We start from the raw sequence: 19,286 nt of genomic DNA on the forward strand, positions 1-19,286 counted from the left end.
TTCACCAGAACCGCCACCACGGCCTCTTCGCAGCAGAGGGCGAAGCACGATCTCCCTTTGGGCCGGCGGCAACATCGACCACCTTTCTGCGCTGCGCATCATAGACCACGAAACCTCCTTCGGTCACGAGAGCCTCCAGATAGCTCCACAGCTCGTCCATCTCGGCTTCGGTGTTTTCGCCCCGGCCATGCGGCATGGAGATGCTCGCCCACGTGTCGTACAGATCGATCTCGACGCGGAAGCCGTCCTCGGGTCCGTAAAGTGAGATCCAGCGGGTGCGCGCGCGAGCTTCATTCTCAGTGATACCCTGGGATCGAGCGATCTTAGCGTAGTCGAGCTGCCTTTCCTCCAGCTCGGGAAATATGACGAGCATCGCGTCGGCTACCGCGCGCTTGCGCGCTTCGATCTGCGAATCCGGGGGCCTATCCGAAGGGTTGGCTTTCACCGCCGCAGCGGCAGCTGCGCGGATCTCCCTTTTGGAGGCCTCTGGAGGCATACGCACGAGGAGAAGATCGAAGCTCATCGGGTCGCTCCATTCACACCTGCGGCGGCCATCTGAAAGAATCTTTCCACGTCGTTCGCGTGGCAAATGACGCAATCGGGCATCAAACCAACGTCGCCAGACGGCCCTGCGCTTGCAATGGATAACGCAGGCAATCCGTTAGTTTCGCGAAGCTACGGCCATCGTACCGAGAACACACGGCTATGAACATATCGTCTCGGTCAACAGTTTTGGCCGGCATCGTCGCCAGTCTCGCCGTTACGGCATGCACGACGACCCGCCAAGCGCCAGCGGAAGCCGCAGCCCCCACCCCCGCCGAGCAAGCGAGGGCGGACCGTGGCCGCCCGCCATATACGCCGGCCGACGTCCAGTTCATGCAGGGCATGATCAGGCATCACGCACAGGCCATCGTGATGACGTCGCTGGCATCCACACATGCCGCTCGCCAGGACGTCAAGATACTCGCCGGGCGAATTGACGTTTCCCAACAGGACGACATCGCGTTCATGCAGCGGTGGCTTCGCGAGAGAAACGAGACGGTTCCGGAAATCGACGCTCGGCACGACATGGGCGGTCATCAGATGCCAAAACCCGGAGCGTCGGGCTCGGAGCTCATGCCCGGGATGCTGACGGCGGCGCAGCTGACGCAGCTTTCGGCGGCGCGTGGCCCGGAATTCGACCGATTGTTCCTGACATTCATGATCAAGCATCACGAGGGAGCGCTCACAATGGTCGACCGGCTTTTCTCGAGCCAGGGCGCTGCGCAGGAATCGAACGTGTTCCAGTTTGCTTCGGACGTGGAGATCGACCAGAATACAGAGATAGAGCGCATGCGCGGCATGCTTCGCGCGCTCTCCCTCTCCGGACGGAATCCATGAAACCCAGAATCGTCGTTTCTCTATCGCTCGGTTTCGCCTGCCTGTCCGCAGCGGCGTGCACTCCGTCGGCGCCCGGAGGCTCGGCACCCTCGCCGGCGCCCAACATGTCAGCGACGCCGCCGAGCCCGGACCCGCGCATCGGACTCCGCGCCGGATGGATGAATGCCGGCGAAGCGATCTGGAATCTCGAGGTGGTCTCGAAGACTCCGCCGTCGGAGAAGTTCATCAATCTCACGACGCCGGGAGACCGCAGACTCGTCAACTCGGATCTGGCGTTCGCCGGCCACTACGCGATACAGGGCAACTACAGCGGCTACCAGGTGTGGGACATCTCAAATCCGCGGAAGCCGCGCCTGCACATCGCCTACGTATGTCCTGGCTCGCAGAGCGACGTCTCCGTCCATCGCAATCTGATGTTCGTGTCGTCTGAAGCTACGAACGCGCGTGTCGATTGTGGCATGCAGGGGATAGCCGACACCGTCAGTAAGGATCGGGCTCGGGGAATTCGCATCTTCGACATCACCGACATGGGCAAGCCCAGATACATGGCGACCGTGCAAACGTGCCGCGGATCGCACACGCATACAATCGTCCCCGATCTCAAGGACAGCGCGAACATCTATGTCTATGTCTCCGGCGCGTCGAGGATTCGCTCGCCCAGCGAGCTCGCGGGGTGCTCCGCTCTGCTTCCCGAGCAGGATCCGAATAGCAGTCTCTTCCGCATCGAGGTGGTTCGGGTACCGATGGCGCACCCCGAGCAGGCAACGATCGTAAGCTCGCCGCGGATTTTCGATAATCTTCCTCCCGTGGCAAGGCATGACGAGACTGCCGCCGACAAAGCGGCTCGTGCCGCCGCACGGGCCGCAGCCGCGGGGGCTCCGGCCGATACCACCGCGCCGGCGAGCCTCCTGCACGAAGACTCCGCCGCTATGGCTTCGAGAGGGCCAACGCAATGCCACGACATCACGGTCTATCCGGCGATAGGGCTGGCTGGTGGTGCGTGCCGCGGGTACGGGCTCCTTCTCGACATCCGCGATGTTGTAAACCCGAAGCGCATTGCTGCCGCCGCCGACTCGAATTTTTCCTTCTGGCACTCGGCGACGTTCAACAACGACGGCTCGAAGGTTCTCTTCACCGACGAGTGGGGGGGCGGCAGACAACCGCGGTGTCGTGCGACGGACAAGCCGGAGTGGGGCGCGAACGCGATTTTCACGCTCGCCGGCAACCAGATGACGTTCAAGAGCTACTACAAGCTGCCTGCTGCACAAACGGCGTTCGAGAACTGCGTTGCACACAATGGCTCGCTGATTCCGGTTCCGGGGCGTGACATCATGGTGCAGGCGTGGTACCAGGGCGGCATCTCGGTTTTCGAGTGGACCGACGCGGAGCGCCCGAGGGAGATAGCGTACTTCGACCGGGGTCCGATGGATTCGACGAAGCACGTGGACGGCGGGTACTGGTCCGCCTACTGGTACAACGGATACATCGTCGGTTCCGAGATATCGCGCGGCCTCGACCTGTTCCGCTTGAGGCCCAGCGCGTTGCTGTCGCAGAACGAGATCGACGCCGCGCAGTCGGTGCGGTTCGCTTACCTGAATGTTCAAACGCAGCCGAAGCTCGTCTGGCCGCCGAGCTTCGCGGTCGCTCGCGCGTACCTCGACCAGCTCATTCGTAACAACGGCATCGCTAGCGAACGGTCAGCGGCCATCGCGCGCGAGCTGACTCGAGCCGAAAAGGCGACCAGCACGCAGCGGCGCGCGGCGCTGACGCAGCTCATAGCGCAGCTCGAGCGCGACGCGGAAGTGGCGACCGACGCGCCTCGCGTCCGGTTGATGACAGCCGTGGTGATGAAACTGGCTAACACTCGGATCGCGTCCTCCCCTTAAAAAGGGGATACGGGACTACCTTGCTGGACGCAATGTTGCAAGCTGTCGATCCTTCATTTGGTGTTATGGACATAATCTACGACTAGTCATATATTGCGTCCATGAAGCGAGTGGCCGCCGCAAAGTTCAAAGAGCAATGCCTGTCGATCCTGGATCGCCTCGAGCGCGACGGCATCGTGATCACGAAACACGGCAAGCCTGTCGCGAAGCTGCTGCCCATCGAGCGGGCTTCCGCCGATCTTATTGGCGCTCTGCGTGGTCGAATCCATGTGAGCGGCGACATCCAGACGACGGGACAGAAGTGGGACGCAGGTGATTAATCTCGACACCCACGTCCTGGTTTTTGCCCTTGCCGGGGAGGTGTCCGCAAAGGAGCGGCGCCTGCTCGCTGGAAATACGTGGAGCATCTCCGCCATCGTGCTCTGGGAACTGGCGAAGCTTGTTCAGCTCGGCCGGGTTGCCCTGGATCTCGAGCACGCTGAAGTTGTGCGGACGCTGTCCGCGCTCCACGTCTGGCCGATCGACCTCGCTGTCAGCATCCAGTCCACGCGCCTCGATTTCAGCGGCGATCCTGCCGACGAGCTGATTGCCGCCACGAGTGTCGTCCACAAAGTCCCGTTGCTGACGCGGGACCGCCGGATCCGGAAGTCGCGGATGGTGCCTATCGCATGAACGTCGCCGCCTGATCCATACGTCGATGACCTGACGGCTCCCGTCGGGATCGAAAATACGATCGATCATGGCCACTCTTCCTTTTGCGGGGACTACGGGACTACCTGCCCGCTCGCGGAAGGAGATTCTCCGCCATCCATACCTCGGAGCGCGACTCGCCACTCGACACCAGAACGCGGCGGCCGTCCGGACTGACCCGCGGCCGGCTCGTGTCCCGAACGGTACCGATGACGCGCGACTGCCCGCCAGCGGCGGCGACTTGGAGCAGCTCATGCGGATGCCCCGGACGCTCGTCAGGTCGAACATGTACGTGTCGATCGGCGGGCATCCCGTCGCGACAAGCTCGTCTTTGAGTCCCCATCTTCTTAGCGCCGCCACGCCAGGCGGGTGAATGAGATGCGTCGAGATCGTATCGCTCGGAAACTTCGCTTTGTCCACGACGAGGACTTTGTAACGTTTCCGGGCGAGGAGCATTGCGGTTGGCGAGCCCGCGCATCGGGCGCCCACGACGATCGCATCGTACTGATTCGTTGCCATGCCTGGTTCTCCGGAATTACTTACCTGTCCGCCCGCGAACTTTGTACCGCAGCGCGCCGGCGAACGACCCCGGCGTCTCTAGGAGAAGGCCAGCCGATTGCCCGTTCGCGGCGTTTTGAACACTCCGGCGGCGAAGGCGCCACCGAGAAATCCGCCGAGGTGCGCCTGCCAGCTGATGCCGGCCTGGCCGGGCATCACACCGAGCACCATGCCGCCCCAGAGGGCGATGACGAGCACGCTAAGCAGAATGCTGGCGAAGCTCCGCGCAAACCAACCGCTCAGAATCAGAAATCCGAGGTAGCCGAAGATCACTCCGCTGGCGCCGATGTGTACCGAACCGGGCGCGCCGATCAGCCACGCCATCAGTCCCGAGCTGATCATCGCGAGGATCGTGACCGGCACAAAGTGTCTCGCGTCACGCAGCATCACCAGCCAGCCGAGCACGACAAACGGGATGCTGTTGGCAATGATGTGGGCGAGGCTCGCGTGAAGAAAGGGCGCAAACAGAATTCCGCGCAAACCGATCGTCGTTCGCGGTATCACGCCCAGCGAGAACAGCGCCCCTCCAGACAACGCGGTCACGAAAAAGACCATCCACAACGTTGCCAGTGTCCCGCCCAGTATCTTTGCCTGCATTTTTCAGCGCTCCCGTCGTACTCGTCGTTTCACACTTCCGTGACTCGCCAACAAGCAGCCTGATAATTTGACTGGTAGATCGATGAAACTTTGCATTACGGGCGGCGCGGGCTTTCTGGGGTACCATCTGGCCGAGCTTTTGGGCGGCTCCTTTGACGAGATCGTCCTCATCGATATTGCCCCATTGCCGGAGCCCCCGTCCCGCCCGAATGTCCGATACGTCCAGGCAGACGTACGTGACTCCAGGGCGATGAGTTCCGTTTTCGAGGGGTGCAGCCTCGCGGTGCATGCCGCGGCCGCCCTCCCGCTCTGGAAAGCGAAGGAAATTTTCGACATCAACGTCCTCGGTCTCAGAAACACGCTCGATGCAGCGGTGGGAGCAGGGACTCGCAAGTGTGTCGTTATCTCGTCAACGGCCGTTTACGGGATTCCTGAAACGCATCCGATCGATGAAAGCGCGCGGCTCGTAGGAGTCGGGCCTTACGGCGCCAGCAAGATTCAAGCGGAAAAAATCTGCCTCGAGTACCGGGACGGCGGCAGGATCAGCGTCCCCGTCTTGCGACCCAAGACATTCATCGGAACGGGGCGTATGGGAGTTTTCCAGATCCTGTACGACTGGGTCCGGAGCGGCAAGCGTATCCCCATTATCGGCACGGGGGAAAACCGGTACCAGCTGCTCGAAGTCGAAGACCTGGTGCAGGCGATACTGCTCTTGCTGCGGGATGACTCGGAAAAGTCGAACGATACATTCAACGTCGGAGCAGAGGACTTCTCCACCGTACGCGAAGACGTTACCGCCCTCTGCGTTCATGCAAAAACGAATGCCAGGGTCATGCTCGTGCCGGCGGCCCTTGCGAAGCCCGCGCTGCGTCTCTTCGAAAAACTCGGAATCTCGCCGCTGTACCAGTGGATCTATGACACGGCGGATAAAGACTCTTATGTCAGCTCCGCAAAAATAAGAGAAACGCTGGGCTGGTCACCTCAGTACAGCAACCAGGCGGCGCTGATTCGCTCTTATGAATGGTACTGCCGCCATTACGGGGATACCCTCGAAACGGGCGTGACGCACCGCGTTGCGTGGAAGCAGGGGATTCTCGGCTGGATCAAAAAACTCGCCTGAGATCCACGACTCCGTCGGCCCGGCGCGTCATGGTATTCGCGGCAGCGCGGTCTTCGCAATGGCGACGCCTTTGTCTCCGCCGAGGCTGACCCACGAACCACGACAATTCGGCATTAAGGCAGCCGGACGTAGGTGACGGCGATTCCGAACTGATAGCCGGTATCTCCACGGAAAATCTTCTGCACTCCGACGAAAATGTCGGTGGAACGGTTGCCGAACTGCTGGATTCCGATGCCGAATCCCGTAAGCCAGCTGCCATGCGCCGGCGGGCCGTCCGATCCACAGCTGAAATCCCATGCGTAGCCCGGAGTGAGGTACGACACGACCCGAACCCGCTGCAGCATCGAGACAGACAGCGGCATCCCCAGATCGATCGTACAGGCGTTCATGTCCGGAAGAATGTTTGGCGCATAGCCGAACCCCATCTCGCCGCCGAGCGTGCTCGTTGCGTTCTTGTCACCGAACAGCGCACCGATGGTGGGGCCGCCGGTCACGAGGTTGATGCGGGTGCGTAAGCCAAAGAGAGCGTGCGCGCCGCAATCCGGACCGGCCAGGTCACAGTCTCTCTTCTGATAGCCGCCTGTGACTCCCACAATGGACCCGCCGCGATACTGGAAGTCGATTCCCGCCGCGACTGTTCGAAGATCAGCCGCACCACGACCCACACGTTGGCCCGCCTGAAGCCTCACTCCCCAGTAATCGTGGTTGCGACTCGCCGGCATGGGCAAGGCGATTGGCGGAAGGGCACCGATCGGTGTCGACTCGAGTCGGAGAATCTGAAGAACGTCATCGGACGCCTGCGTGTGAGCTCGTGTGGGCGCAATCAGCACGATCAGCGCGCACGTCGCCGTGAATAGGCGCTTGCTCACGCGTCCTCCAGCCAGCGCGTGAACGAGAGGCCGTGTTTGCGCCTGCTCGGGAAGTGATAAGCGCGCAACAGCACGCCCTTCCCCTTGAGAATATCGATGCGCATGAAGCCGCTTCGATGCTGGCTGACGTAGTAGCTCTCGCGCAGTCGCACGGCGCACGAGGCTTTTGACTCGGCGCCCGCGCCGCTCACCAATATGTACCGGACGACGTTCGTTCCACCTTTGATTACCTGCAGGTTGTGCTCGTGTCCCGCGGCATATGCGAGAGGTGGCTGAGCCTTGAATGCGCTCTCCAGAGAATCACGCATCGTACGGTTCGCCCCTGACATGATGTCCTGACTGCTTCCTCCTAGACGCCGGAACGGCCCTGTCACACCGCAGTAGCCGCCGTGCTCTCCGCCGGTCATGAGCGGGTGGTGCCCAGCTACGATCGTCACGCGGCCAGGCGGAGTGCTTTTCACTTGCTCACGGAGAGCCGCAGTAACATTCCCCGTGCCCGAAATACAATTGGTGGACTGCGCGTCGCGAACGATGTAGTTGTGCAGCCACCACTGGGTGTCCATTGCAATGAGGCGCAGGCGTCCTGCGTCCAGCACCGCAGGCCCAGGGCAACCGTTGCCCGGCATCATCCTCACGTCACGTCCTCCGGCGAGAGACTTGAGCATCTGCTCCTGAAGCCGGACGGAATAGAGTCCGAACGGTCCCGTGCCGGCCCAATCGTGGTTGCCGGGAACGAAGATCGCTCGCGCACCCATCGGTACGGCGTTCACCTGCACCTCGAGGCGACGACGGGCGTCCGCCCACTCAGCCCTTCCCTCCTCCGGAATGCCGTCCGGATAAACGTTGTCGCCGAGGAATACGATGATCGAGCGATTTGGCGCAGCCGACGCATGCACTGTGAGCGAGTCCAGCGCAGCCTCGCCTTGTCGTGGATTCGGCTCGCCCGCATCGCCGATGAGAAACAGTGTTGTTTCGATTTGCGCCGGCGGCACCTCCTCGATCCGAAGGTGTGGTGTGCACGCCGTGACGGCTGCCGAGGTCATCACACACAACGCGCCGGCCAGCGAACGCTGCGCGATCCGATTCTTACCGCGTAAAGAATCCATCAGAAAGACATTCCTCTCTGCAGGTAAAAACGTCCTTGCTCCCCGTACGCATAGGCGAGGCTCACGGTCTGACCGAGTGACGAAAGCCAGATGCCGCCGCCCACGCCGGTGTGCCATCCGCCGGGGCTGCGCCGCTCGAACCAGACTCGACCGGCGTCGGCGAGACCGAAGACACCAAGTCGCCAGCGCACGAGGAACGGCAGCGTCCCGACCGGAATCCGCACCTCGGCCGAGCCAAAAGCGGAAGTCTCGCCCGCGTACCGCTGGAAATGGTAGCCACGGAGCGTTTCGCGTCCGCCGATTGCGGGTGCGTGCTGCACCGGGAAGTTCCCCGATGCAAACGCGCTGCCCGCACGGAATGCGAGATGAGCCGCGTCACCGGGTAAAGGGAGGTACAGAGTCCCGACGGCGCTTGCCGTATTGAATGTCTCTTCGACATCCCAGAGCGGCGGATATCCGGCGAGGTTGGCCTCGAGCGACCACCCGCGCTCAGTGGATGGGCCGCGAGCGGCCTGATCCATCTCGAGTCCCACGCGAACGCCCATACGTCCCTCGGCTGTTCGCCCTCGACCTGCCTCGACATCGAACGGCGAACCCGGTTCCGGGTCCGCATCGGTCCAGTAAAACACAGGGCCGAACGTCAATTTCCCGATGACTGGCGGGAGGCCGGGCAGAACGTTTTCCGCTTTTGCGAACGGCCCCGGGAGCCCTTCGCGCGTACGCCAGCCGATGTGCCAGACGAGCGCCGGCTCCACCGCGATGTGGTCCTGTTCCGAAAGCTCCAGGTCTCGAGGTGGACGTTCTGTGTCGTTGCCGAATCCATAGAAGCGAAAGGCTTCGAACCGGGTCGCGCGCGCCGCCAGCGTCAGCGCGAGCGCTGAATTCTCCTTGCGATGATCGACATCGAGATTGACGCCGAGCCGCCCGTTACTCGGCGCCACCAAGAGGTTCGCGTCGACCTTCCAGTGATGTGGCAGGCGGCGAAAGCCGTATGACTTGTAGCGCGGACCGACTCCAACGATGAGTCCGGCGCCGTCGACCCAGTCGAACGTCGGTCCCCACCCAAGGCTGCGTCCCCAATCGGGCCGCCACGGCGCGTCGAATCTTACGCCCGCCCCCTGCTTTGGAGGGATCCAGTCCTGCACGTTGACGCGAGTTCCGCTCCTCGTGACGAAATCATTCTCCCCCTGCGAATCATAGAAGCGCGTGCCATCGCCGCCGGCGGAATCCGCAAGTATGTCGTCACCCCCACCGCCGATAACGCGGACAATGATGTCATCGCTCGACGCGCCTCTGACGGCGGCCGAATCAGCTCCTCCGTGGAGGAACAGCCGCACCTCTCTCGTTTCGCTCGGCAGGAAAGTCCGACTGAAAAACGGTGCTACGTGAGCGGAATCTCCGACGCCTTTCAGTATCACGGTCACGCGGCCGTCTGTATGGCGCGTCACCGCTGCCTGCTCCTTCTCATCGGTGCCGTGAAGGTCCACCTCGCCCGAAAGCCATCGGTAGAACTCGCGCGTGATGTCGAGAAGGTGATCGCGCCGCGTTCGAAGCGCCGCTCCCAACTCCTCGTCCGCGCCGGTGCGACTGCGCCAGGCCGGCGGGAGAGCGGCGATCGCATTGTCGATCACTCGATTGTCGATCGTCCGTTGAACTCGCCGCGCGACTTCCTCCATGTCGCTTCGCGTCAGCCTCTGGAGAAGGCGCCGGTCGAGATTGTGGCTCTCGAACGTGAGTGCAGCGAAGTCGTACCTGGGGCCAAACTCCGTCAGCTTGGGGTAGACCGGCCGGACGAGGAAATTGATCAGCAGACCGCGCGCGTTCACGAAAGCGCGGTCGCGATCCCGCGGAAGCGGCCGCCAGCTGTAGGCGCTGTCCTTACCGTATCGCGCGAAACGAATGTTGTCGGCGGTGCGGTCGTTGTCGTTCACCAGAAAGTCGATCAGTCGCACCGCGAGAAACTCTCGCTCATCGAGACGATGCATCCGAGCGGCCTCGACGGTCTCGAGGAACATGTCGCCGCTTACGATTTTGCGCGATCCTGCGAAGCCCGCCGAGTCGTTCGGCGCTTCCTGGGGACTCAGCTCCAGTGTTCCGAGCATACCGGCGACGCTGTCCTTGTATACGCCCAGCCGCGGATCGTCGGGCATGACGTAGAGCGCCGGTTTAACGTGAAGCGCGCCTATCGCTTCGAGAAATGGTGGCACCATCAGCGCGCCTCCCGGAAACAGCGTGCTAACGTGATCCTGGATGATGTCGCCGAGCAGCGTCCCGCGAATCTCAGGTGGCATTGCCTGCGCTACGGGGAACTTGTTCACCGATCGAAACAGGTGCTCGCGCCATCCCTTCTCCTCGGCAAAGTGAAGCGTGAGCGTCTGGTTGCCGCCCGCCCTGCGCACGAACTTGAGACCACCGGCGTAGCTGCTCAGGTCGAGCACTGGCACGCTCACCGCGGTGACCCATACCTCACGCCATCCGTCGCCCAGAAGCGTTCGCTTCAGAGAGCCGGCTTCGTACTCGGGCCCGGGGACGACAGTGACGGTTCGATCAGCTGCCGGGGCCTGCGCATCTGTGTTCTGGCCGATTGCCAGAATGGCAAGCACGGCGGCTAGGGGAGCAATCCTGATCTTCATCGTGCCTCGATTGCTGTCGGGTGCTTTGGCTGATACAGTGCATGAACGCCAGTGATCATCGCCTGGTCGATGAAGCGGTGACCGTCTCGATTCGTTTGCCAGTCGCCGAATCGACGCAATTCCGCGACCACCGAGCGTTCGCCGCTTCGTCATCGCCGGCGAGGGCCCGAATATTCATGTCACGAGTCAGAGGTAACTTTTGTGGCCAAGTCCCGCCGCGCGCCGCCAATCACCCAGCTGACCGAGGTGATAGGCGAGATGGCCGGTCATGATGTAGGGGACGAACTCGCGCCCGGTGGGGAATGCTGACCGCGCCGCCTCGACTGGATTTGGAGCCGAGATCGAAGCGTCGTCCGCTGCGACGGCAGCCTCGCAAAGGTCGGAGTAGATCTCGCGAAAGGTCCGGCGTAAGTCAGCCATCGGCGGATATGGCGTAGCATCAGTCGCCGGGCTCGTCCCCGGCCTGAACGTCGCGCGCCATTCCACCGGAGCAATCGGCTTGCGCCCACACATTCTTCGAGCGAAATCGCCGCTGATGCACAGATGCCCGAGGAGCCACCCCGCCGTCTTGTTTCCCGGCACGGGCTCGAGATACGAGTGCTCGTCGCGCAGGTCATCGACCATCCCGTCTGCGACGGACAGGAGATGCCTGCATTGGCCGACGATCAGCTCGGTTGTCATTTCAGTCGCCCCAGCTCGAGCTCGGACAGAATAAATCCGAACGCCGGCCAGCCTCCCGAGCGCACGGCACGCTCGAACCACGTCCGCGCCGATATCGTGTCGCCCCTCAGCAGGTACCAGTTCCCGACGCCGTAGCTCAGAGTTGCAACCTGAACGTCAGCCGTATCGGCTGCCGTCATGACTTCCTCGGGGCCAATCTCACCGCGGTACAACTTGAGCCGCCGGACGTACGCATTCGTCGCGACAAGGGAGTCCGGACGACGCGCAAGCATCGCCTGAGCCTCGGCTGTGCGCCCGCTCCGCATCAGCGTCATCCACAGCCAATCGGTTGCGCCGGCCAGCTCGCTTGCGTCGGGGGCTCGAGGCTGAGCTCGTGTAAATGCATCGGCCGCACCTGCAAAGTCGCCAGACGCAAACCGGACAATCCCCAGGTGATACCAGATGCCGTAAATCGTGCTGTCGAGCCGGGCGCCGCGTGTGAGATCGTTCATCGCCCGATCGAATTCGCGTACCGAGAGATAGCGGTGACCGCGCCAGCGGAGCAGCAGCGGATTGTCCGGCGTGATTGCGAGACCGCGCGTAAATGTGGCGATCGCTTCCCGGAATTGTCGCGCACCCGATTGCGCGACGCCGAGCTGAACGATGCGATCGATGTTGCGGGGCTGAGCGACGAGTGCGCTCTCCGCGCGAGCAATCGCGCCTGTATCGGGCTGCGAGCGGTATTCGACGCCGGCAGGAGACCGGTACTGCACCGACTGCGCTGCCGTCGGCCCGGCGAGAGACGTTGCCGTGATCACCAGGGCAATCAGCCTCGGCGTGATGGTGCAGCGTTCCATCGTCTAGAACCCGACCGGGCGCTCGTCGGCAGTCGGTCCGTATATCGACGGCAACGGGATGTCGATCAGTCGCAGATATACGGTGAGCTGGCCACGGTGGTGGATCAGATGATTGATGTGATTGCGAACGATTGCGCGCCGCGGCTGAGTGAGCACAACGCGGTCGCCGACTTTGAGCGACCAGTCGATGTCGTAGTCCGTGTCCTTGCTTGCCGCGATTGCAGCCCGCGCCTCCCGCACGTTCCGGTCGAACATCGCGAGCAGATCTTCCGTTTTTTCGTAGCTGTAAGGCGACGCCCCGGTGAGGTTGAGCTCTGTCTCCGTCAGGGTGTTCGTGATCCACCCGGGCATCCAGCATACCAGCTGGGTGAGATGCCCAAGCGAGAACGACTTCGGGTGCGGCTTCCATTGACCCTTTTCAGTCGGCACGCGGTCCAGGAGTCTGCGGGTTGACGCCATCTCCTCATCGAACTCCGGGAGCAGTGTCTCAGCAATCGTCATTCGTTCTCCCTGATCAATTACCACATTCGGGGGCGCGAACATAGCGCGCACGCTGCCGCGGGTCAACGCTGCACGGAATCACGGTGTTGCCTCTTCAGCATCGATCAGTGATCCAATCAATTCCCGACAAAAGTCGGGGATGTCGGCGACGATTCGCCCCCACACCTGGTTCCCATCCCGAAACGCCGCCTCATCAACCCACGTAGCTCCGGCGTTGACGAGATCGTCCTTGATTCCCAGCGAGCCCGTGGCCCTGCGACCGCGCACGATTCCGGCCGAGATGGCGACCAGGCCGCCATGACAGATGATCCCTATCGTCTTGCCGGCCGCGTCCATCTCGCGCACGAGGCTCGTAACTGCAGCGTCGCGGCGCAGCTTGTCAGGCGCCCATCCGCCCGGGATGATCAGACCGAACAGGTCATTGCCTGCAAGTGAATCAATGCGTCTGTCGGGAACTATCTCGAGGCCGTGTTTGCCGCGAACAGGCTTCACATCGACAGCTGCGGAGATGACCTCCGCACCTTCTTCCTGAAGGCGCATGAGCGGCACGTAGAACTCCAGGTCCTCCACACCTTCCGCAACCAGTATCGCGATCTTCTTCCCGGCGAGGCGCATCGAGTCTTGCTCAGCGATAAGCAGTGGTGATCGACTGCACTCTGCTGCCATGCCGGGCCAGCAGATAGTTGATGAAGTCGCCGACAATCGGACTCGGCTTGCGCGACCCGCGCGTGATGACCCGCGCTCTCAGCACCGCTGACTGAACGTCCCACTCAACGTTGAGCGCGCCGCGAGCCGAGTCGGAGCTGTGCAGCTTCATCCATCCGGGCGCACGGCCGGGCTGCTTCTCTCGAATGACCTGAAGGTTGTATGAGCCAAGCCGTGCGTCGTTCGCGATCGCCTCACGAAGACTCTGGCCTTTGGAGCACAACACCTGAACGAGGATCTGCATGTAACCTCAGTTAACGACAACCCGCTCGAAGTCAGGGCGTGTGCGGAATCGATATAATATGCAGGAGGAGACTAACACATGAAGCTGCTCGTAGTACGTCACGGCGCTGCGATGGACAAAGACGAGTTCGCCCGCACGGGAGAATCGGACGACCTCCGGCCTCTGACTGACGAAGGCAAAGACGAGATGAAGTCGATCTCGAAGGGATTGCGCGCCGCCGTCGAAGAGCTCGACTTGCTGGCTACGAGCCCGCTCGTGCGCGCCCGGGAGACCGCCGACATCATCGCGGAGGCCTATGGGATCGAGCTTCCCGAGGTTGAAAGATCACTGATGCCAGGCACTTCGTTCGACGAATTCGAAAAGTGGTGCTCGGGCCTGGGAGAAAAGAAGGTGATCGCGATCGTCGGGCACGACCCGCATCTGAGCTCGCTGGTTACCTGGCTGCTGACCGGGCGAAGTGATCCGCGCATTCGGCTCAAGAAAGGCGGAGCCTGTCTGCTGACGTTCGAATCCGTGCCACAGCGTGAGAAAGGGACTTTGAACTGGCTGCTGACTCCTCGGCAGCTCCGCCGAATGTCGAAATAGCGAAAAGGGTCTTTCATCTCGACAACGAGACTTCAATGAAGACCGCGTCAAGCTTCTCCGTCGTTTGCGCACTGTTTCTCGGCGCCTGTGCGCCACCCGCGCCGGGAGGACCGACTCCCCGGCTCGCGACGCCGGCGGAAGTTCGCGCTTTGTGGGTCGTGCGGAATACGCTCGACCATCCCGACAGCGTGAAGGCGATGGTTGCCCGCGCGCATGCGAACGGCTTCAACACGCTCATCGTACAGGTTCGCGGCCGCGGCGATGCGTTCTACAACGCGCGGTGGGAGCCACGCGCGCCCTCGATAATACCAGACCGGAAGTTCGATCCGCTCGCGTTGACGATCAGGGAAGCCCATCGCCGTGGCATCGCAGTCCACGCGTGGTTGAACACCCATCTTCTCGCCAACATGGACACTCCGCCGACCGACGCGCGGCACATCTACAACCTTCGGCCCGATCTGATCGCGGTGCCCTACAAGCTGGCGCGCGAGCTGTACTCGATGGACCCGGGCGATTCGCTGTTCCGGGAGAAGATACTCGAGTACACCAAGGGCGCGCGCGATCACGTCGAAGGTATCTACATGTCCGCAGCGGCGCCGGAAACGAAAGAGCACGTCTACTCGATATGGATGGACGTTCTCGACCACTACGACGTTGATGGTCTGAACTTCGACTACGTCCGCTATCCCGCGCCCGATTACGATTACTCGCGCATTTCCCTCGATCGCTTTCGTCTCTGGCTCTTGCCGCAGCTCAATGACAGCGTGCGCACCCGCTTCGCGGCGCTCGAGGCCGATCCGCTCATTTATGTGGATTCCTTTCCCGCGAAGTACGGTGACTTTCGCCGAGCGCAGGTCACCGAGCTCGTCGAGCGCATCTACTACGGCGTCAAGAAGCGGAATCCGAACGTGATCGTGTCAGCGGACGTGTTCGCGAACGCGAAGGACGCATACGAGAATCGTTTTCAGGACTGGAGGAGCTGGCTGCAGCGCGGCTTCCTGGACGTTGCCGCGCTGATGGCATACTCACCGAACACGCAGATCTTTCGGGATCAGATTACCGTTGGTGTCGCAGCCGGCGGGCGCGACCGCATATGGGCGGGCATCGGAGCTTATCGCCAGCCGGCCGATTCAGCGATCGAGAAAATTCGCGCCGCTCGAGAGGTCGGAGCTCGAGGTGTCGTGCTGTTCTCCTACAACTCGGCCGTGCGGAAGAGCGAGCTCAATCCCGATGCAGATTATCTGCAGCGCGTGATGAAGGCGGTATTCCAGGACGCGTTGATCGGCAGAATGCAATAACCGCCGGCGGCACACCAGCCATTACAAACTGGTAGGGGGCGCCTCACGACTGACAAGTCCGCTGTTCTCGCCACTCTGCCCGGCCGCCACCGTATCCCCCGCGAAATCGTAGAACGCCGATCCCGCCAGCGTCGCAAGGAGTAACTGCACCACAGCGAGGCCCGACGCTCCGACGACGAGCGATCCGCTGAGTAACCCGAAGGCCCAGATCGAATAGCTCGGGAGAGCATAGCCAAGTATCCAGGTCGCGCCACCGGCGAGCGCGGCAGTTCTGGGGCCGGCACCGTATTGCGCGCGAAGCGAGACGTACAGCCAGACTGCAACAATTCCCATCAGGAGGCCCCAGCCCATCGAGAGAGGAATTGTCTTGCCGGGCAATTGCCTTCCGAGCTGACTCATGTACTCTCCGCCGAGGATGGCTCCCCAGGCGAAGGCGCCGAAGATATTGATGACCATCCCTGCAAGGATGCCGCTGCCAACGACGTGAACCGCGTTGATCTTAGCCATGAAAGGCCTCCTCGTTTCGTAGGTGCCTGACTGACTATTCGCCTACCTGGTCCGTAACCGAATTTCCGGCGGTCGCACCGCCAATTACTCAGGGCGCCGCTAAGCGAAAACCGCTCATCGCGCGACGAGCACGAGTCGAAGTCCGCCGAATCGCTGCGGGTCCAGGGCCACGCTCTCGCGCGACGCGGATAAGAGCAGTCCCAGCGATCGCGCTGCGGCCGCGGCTTTCGATAACGAAACGACCTCTACAATCAGCGCGCTCGACTCGGGGCCGCTTCCCTCCACCAGCCGAATGCCCGGACCCGCGGACGCTCGATAAAAGTTCGAAGGTTTCGACCCCGGCGAGCTGAGCAGGCGATGCCAACTATGACGCGCCGCCGAAAGTTGTTCGACGGGATATGAGAGACGAAACTCCCGAACCCGTCGAAGCCCTAGAGGCCCGCCTCCGCTCGCTCGAAGTAGCCGGTCAAGGCGCGCTCGCCGCTCGTCCATATCGAGCGCGTGATACTGGATGATGAAGAACGCGATTCCCTCGAATGGATGTCGGAACCCGATTATCGTCCAGCGCTTTTCTCCAGCGTCATTTTTCTGTACATACGAGTCCCGCGGAACCAGGGCCCTCTCGCTGAGACGAGCTGGTGCTGTTTCAAGGTCGATCGGTTGGAAAGCGAAATCGTTTAGCTCGGTGCGGGTCATTCGACTCCGCGGGACGAGCTCCAGAATCACGTCGCCCAGCGCGAGGCCGACGAATGTGTTGGCGTTGCGAGAGGTCCCCGGAGCTGGAAAAGCCAGCGGGAGGCCAAGAGTATCCGAGAGAAGGGCCTCGAGCCGGTCACGCTCGTTGGTTGCGATCATCACGTGATCGATCTGCGTGACGACGGCGTCAGCCGGTGCCCGCGTAGCGACAGTAGACGGGTCCGGACCGGGGGCCGACGTGCACGCGGCGATCACCGCAAGACAGTCGTAGCGTACCGATCGGGCAGCTGGATGCATCTGTCTAATCATGTGCATTCTCCGGCAACGCTACAACGTGCCAAAATGCGGCGGGTCGCGCAGCGAACGGTTGCTAAGCGTCAGGCGTCACGGCTGCGGCTCGCGGCAAACAGAGCGTGAAGGTGCTTCCCTGGCCCGGGGTGCTCTCGACGGTGAGATCGCCGCGCATGGCGCGCGCGAGCTCGCGACTGATGGCCAGACCCAGACCGGTTCCGCGAGTGGTGCGCATGGGCTGCAATTCCACCTGAAAAAACGGCTCGAAGACCTGCTCCAGCTTCGCGGCAGGAATTCCGACCCCCGTGTCCTGCACGTTCAGGTGCACCTCAGCCGGCATCGATGTCGCCGTGACGGTAACGGTGCCGCCGGCAGGCGTGAATTTCACCGCGTTCGACAGAAGATTCAGCACGATCTGCTCGACTCGCTTTGCGTCCCCGCAAAAGTGAAGCGCCGGATCTTGTTTCTGGACCTCGAGTCGGAGCTGGCTCGCCCGGGCCTGCGGCTCGATCATCGTATGGACACTATCGAGCACCGCCTGCACCGGCACAGAAACAAGGTCCAGCGGCGAGTGCCCCGCCTCGATCTTGGCGAGGTCGAGTAGCTCGTTGACCAATCGTAGAAGGTGCTGCTGGTTGTGCTGTATGCGCGCGATGTACTTCCGCTGCTCGGCGCCGAGCGGGCCATGGATCTCTTCCACGAGGAGGGCGGCGTAGCCACCGATGGCGCCGAGCGGAGTCCGAAGCTCATGACTGATCATGCTCAGGAAGCGACCCTTTGCCTCATTGGCTTCCTGAGCAACACGCCGCGCCGCTTCCGCCTCGGCTCGGGCACGGTCACGCTCCTTTAGCGACGCTTCCGTAGCCGCGAGTGATTGAGCGAGCGCTTCACTTTTTGCCTCCAGCGCCTCCTTGATGCGAACGAGCTCGTGCTCCGCCCTCTGGCGCGCGAGAAAAATGCTGTTCGCGTTCTGAAGCGCTACGGATTGGAGCAGTCTTTCTTCGTCTTCGTCCACATTTACCTGCCGCTGATGATTTCCGCAGCGAGAGCAGTGCCGCGGACACGCGCCTCGATCTTGGCAAAAGCGGTGTCGCGGCTGGTCGATGTGTCGTCCGCAAACGGCGCGAAGCCACAGTCGTCAGTAGTCCCCAGCTGCTCGATTGAAATGTATTCGGCAGCCTCGAGCACGCGGTCGCGCACCTCCTCGGCGGTATCGATGTGCGGATCTATCGTGGAGACAACGCCGACGAAAACCTGCTGGTGCGGCTTGAGGGAGTTGTGGATGATCTTCAGCACTCGCTCACGGTCGGGCTCGCCTGCCAGCGCGATGCAGAAATAGCCGACGTTGAGCTCGAACAGCCTCGGGAGAAATTCGGCATAGTCCACATCCGCGCTGTGTGTTGAATCGCGATCACCACCGGGGCAGGTGTGCACGCCGATCGCTTTGCGCTCCTCGGTGGAGAATCGTGACAGCGCGAGATTGTTCAAATCGATAAAGCTGTTCAGCAGCTGGCCTGATGGATCGATCTTCATCGCCAGGCGTGCTTCGGTGAAGTCGATCTGGACCTTGAACGCGCCCTTTTGCAGACAGCGACGGATTTCGGTTTCGTGCTCGCCCAGCAGATCGTCGATGAATTCTTCCCGCGTATAGCCTGGTATTTCTTCGGCGGGGTACATGAGACTCAGTGCCGACGGAGAGATGACCGCCTGCTTGAGCTTGCAATTCGCGTAGCGCACCGCAACATCCAGGTAGCTGTCCGCATACCTCTTGTAGCGGAAGGGCCCATGCATCAGCCGCGGCATGCGGCGTGTATGGCCGGCTGCGAACGGGATCTTGAAGCCGTCCGGAGCCGTGTTGGCCAATCCATGGACGGAATACGTCCAGAAATTATCGTATTTCCGCTGCTCTCCGTCGGTAATCACCGGAGACCCGGTTGCCTCGAATCGCTCGATGGTATCGCGAACGGCCGATTCGTAGAGAGGATCGACGTTCGGGTCTACGATTTCTCCAGCTGCGACTGCCTCGATGAGCTCTGGCGGTCGCGGGATGCTGCCGATCGGTTCCGTCGGGATTATCATCGCTCCCATTCACTTTGGAGTGAG

At 62.0% G+C, this 19,286-nt stretch carries 22 protein-coding genes; 8 read left to right on the forward strand and 14 right to left on the reverse strand.

Annotated features, from left to right (window positions below):
• Position 1: 1 nt before the first annotated feature.
• A complete protein-coding gene (locus VES88_03260) occupies positions 2 to 523 on the reverse strand; it encodes a hypothetical protein (protein ID HYN80494.1) in 522 nt (173 codons plus the stop codon).
• Between the two features lie 209 nt (positions 524 to 732).
• Here VES88_03260 and VES88_03265 point away from each other — a divergent pair, with 209 nt between their 5' ends.
• The 5 genes from VES88_03265 (at position 733) to VES88_03285 (ending at position 4,329) form a co-directional block, all read left to right on the forward strand.
• Positions 733 to 1,380 (forward strand): DUF305 domain-containing protein, encoded by a 648-nt coding sequence (locus tag VES88_03265; GenBank protein HYN80495.1) that lies wholly within the window; start codon positions 733 to 735, stop codon positions 1,378 to 1,380.
• On the forward strand, positions 1,377 to 3,266 hold the full coding sequence (locus tag VES88_03270) for a hypothetical protein (GenBank protein ID HYN80496.1): 1,890 nt from the start codon (positions 1,377 to 1,379) through the stop codon (positions 3,264 to 3,266). Before VES88_03265 ends, VES88_03270 begins: the two co-directional genes overlap by 4 nt.
• Positions 3,267 to 3,367: 101 nt before the next feature.
• The gene (locus VES88_03275) at positions 3,368 to 3,586 is read left to right on the forward strand and encodes a type II toxin-antitoxin system prevent-host-death family antitoxin (protein HYN80497.1); all 219 of its coding nucleotides are present in this window, start codon (positions 3,368 to 3,370) and stop codon (positions 3,584 to 3,586) included.
• Positions 3,579 to 3,938 carry a type II toxin-antitoxin system VapC family toxin gene (locus tag VES88_03280; GenBank protein ID HYN80498.1) on the forward strand — a complete coding sequence of 120 codons (360 nt, stop codon included), beginning with the start codon at positions 3,579 to 3,581 and terminating at the stop codon, positions 3,936 to 3,938. The genes VES88_03275 and VES88_03280 overlap by 8 nt, the downstream gene beginning before the upstream one ends.
• A gap of 67 nt (positions 3,939 to 4,005) precedes the next feature.
• Entirely contained in the window at positions 4,006 to 4,329 is a 324-nt protein-coding gene (locus tag VES88_03285) for a hypothetical protein (protein HYN80499.1), read from the forward strand.
• A gap of 224 nt (positions 4,330 to 4,553) precedes the next feature.
• On the opposite strand, the gene VES88_03290 is transcribed toward VES88_03285, so the two are convergent.
• Positions 4,554 to 5,111 carry a rhomboid family intramembrane serine protease gene (locus tag VES88_03290; protein ID HYN80500.1) on the reverse strand — a complete coding sequence of 186 codons (558 nt, stop codon included), beginning with the start codon at positions 5,109 to 5,111 and terminating at the stop codon, positions 4,554 to 4,556.
• An 82-nt stretch (positions 5,112 to 5,193) separates the two neighbouring features.
• Between VES88_03290 and VES88_03295 the strand changes: the two genes are divergently transcribed.
• The gene (locus VES88_03295) at positions 5,194 to 6,231 is read left to right on the forward strand and encodes an NAD(P)-dependent oxidoreductase (GenBank protein ID HYN80501.1); all 1,038 of its coding nucleotides are present in this window, start codon (positions 5,194 to 5,196) and stop codon (positions 6,229 to 6,231) included.
• A gap of 113 nt (positions 6,232 to 6,344) precedes the next feature.
• Here the strand turns inward: VES88_03295 and VES88_03300 are convergent, their stop codons facing one another.
• The 8 genes from VES88_03300 to VES88_03335 all read right to left on the reverse strand — a co-directional run bounded on the left by VES88_03300 (position 6,345) and on the right by VES88_03335 (position 13,806).
• Entirely contained in the window at positions 6,345 to 7,100 is a 756-nt protein-coding gene (locus VES88_03300; protein ID HYN80502.1) for a hypothetical protein, read from the reverse strand.
• The gene (locus tag VES88_03305) at positions 7,097 to 8,206 is read right to left on the reverse strand and encodes a metallophosphoesterase (protein ID HYN80503.1); all 1,110 of its coding nucleotides are present in this window, start codon (positions 8,204 to 8,206) and stop codon (positions 7,097 to 7,099) included. The genes VES88_03300 and VES88_03305 overlap by 4 nt, the downstream gene beginning before the upstream one ends.
• Positions 8,206 to 10,839 carry a BamA/TamA family outer membrane protein gene (locus tag VES88_03310; protein ID HYN80504.1) on the reverse strand — a complete coding sequence of 878 codons (2,634 nt, stop codon included), beginning with the start codon at positions 10,837 to 10,839 and terminating at the stop codon, positions 8,206 to 8,208. Before VES88_03310 ends, VES88_03305 begins: the two co-directional genes overlap by 1 nt.
• Positions 10,840 to 11,025: 186 nt before the next feature.
• Entirely contained in the window at positions 11,026 to 11,520 is a 495-nt protein-coding gene (locus tag VES88_03315) for a DinB family protein (protein HYN80505.1), read from the reverse strand.
• A complete protein-coding gene (locus VES88_03320; GenBank protein ID HYN80506.1) occupies positions 11,517 to 12,356 on the reverse strand; it encodes a tetratricopeptide repeat protein in 840 nt (279 codons plus the stop codon). Before VES88_03320 ends, VES88_03315 begins: the two co-directional genes overlap by 4 nt.
• Before the next feature lie 3 nt (positions 12,357 to 12,359).
• A complete protein-coding gene (locus VES88_03325; GenBank protein ID HYN80507.1) occupies positions 12,360 to 12,857 on the reverse strand; it encodes a DinB family protein in 498 nt (165 codons plus the stop codon).
• A 78-nt stretch (positions 12,858 to 12,935) separates the two neighbouring features.
• Positions 12,936 to 13,472 carry a type 1 glutamine amidotransferase domain-containing protein gene (locus VES88_03330; GenBank protein HYN80508.1) on the reverse strand — a complete coding sequence of 179 codons (537 nt, stop codon included), beginning with the start codon at positions 13,470 to 13,472 and terminating at the stop codon, positions 12,936 to 12,938.
• A gap of 10 nt (positions 13,473 to 13,482) precedes the next feature.
• Entirely contained in the window at positions 13,483 to 13,806 is a 324-nt protein-coding gene (locus VES88_03335) for a hypothetical protein (protein ID HYN80509.1), read from the reverse strand.
• 78 nt (positions 13,807 to 13,884) lie between these two features.
• Between VES88_03335 and sixA the strand changes: the two genes are divergently transcribed.
• Both sixA and VES88_03345 read left to right on the forward strand, forming a co-directional pair.
• Positions 13,885 to 14,391: a phosphohistidine phosphatase SixA gene (gene sixA, locus VES88_03340; protein HYN80510.1), complete on the forward strand. Its 507-nt coding sequence runs from the start codon at positions 13,885 to 13,887 to the stop codon at positions 14,389 to 14,391.
• 35 nt (positions 14,392 to 14,426) lie between these two features.
• Positions 14,427 to 15,689 carry a family 10 glycosylhydrolase gene (locus tag VES88_03345; GenBank protein ID HYN80511.1) on the forward strand — a complete coding sequence of 421 codons (1,263 nt, stop codon included), beginning with the start codon at positions 14,427 to 14,429 and terminating at the stop codon, positions 15,687 to 15,689.
• A 21-nt stretch (positions 15,690 to 15,710) separates the two neighbouring features.
• On the opposite strand, the gene VES88_03350 is transcribed toward VES88_03345, so the two are convergent.
• The 4 genes from VES88_03350 to VES88_03365 form a co-directional block, all read right to left on the reverse strand.
• Positions 15,711 to 16,196, reverse strand: a complete 486-nt coding sequence (locus tag VES88_03350) for a hypothetical protein (GenBank protein ID HYN80512.1) — start codon at positions 16,194 to 16,196, stop codon at positions 15,711 to 15,713.
• A gap of 114 nt (positions 16,197 to 16,310) precedes the next feature.
• A complete protein-coding gene (locus VES88_03355) occupies positions 16,311 to 17,201 on the reverse strand; it encodes a hypothetical protein (protein ID HYN80513.1) in 891 nt (296 codons plus the stop codon).
• A gap of 61 nt (positions 17,202 to 17,262) precedes the next feature.
• Positions 17,263 to 18,198 carry a HAMP domain-containing sensor histidine kinase gene (locus tag VES88_03360; protein ID HYN80514.1) on the reverse strand — a complete coding sequence of 312 codons (936 nt, stop codon included), beginning with the start codon at positions 18,196 to 18,198 and terminating at the stop codon, positions 17,263 to 17,265.
• 2 nt (positions 18,199 to 18,200) lie between these two features.
• Positions 18,201 to 19,262, reverse strand: coding sequence for a hypothetical protein (locus VES88_03365; GenBank protein ID HYN80515.1), 1,062 nt, complete (start codon positions 19,260 to 19,262; stop codon positions 18,201 to 18,203).
• Positions 19,263 to 19,286 lie beyond the last annotated feature (24 nt).

The sequence above is a fragment of the Gemmatimonadaceae bacterium genome (genome assembly GCA_035633115.1).
Classification (GTDB): domain Bacteria; phylum Gemmatimonadota; class Gemmatimonadetes; order Gemmatimonadales; family Gemmatimonadaceae; genus UBA4720.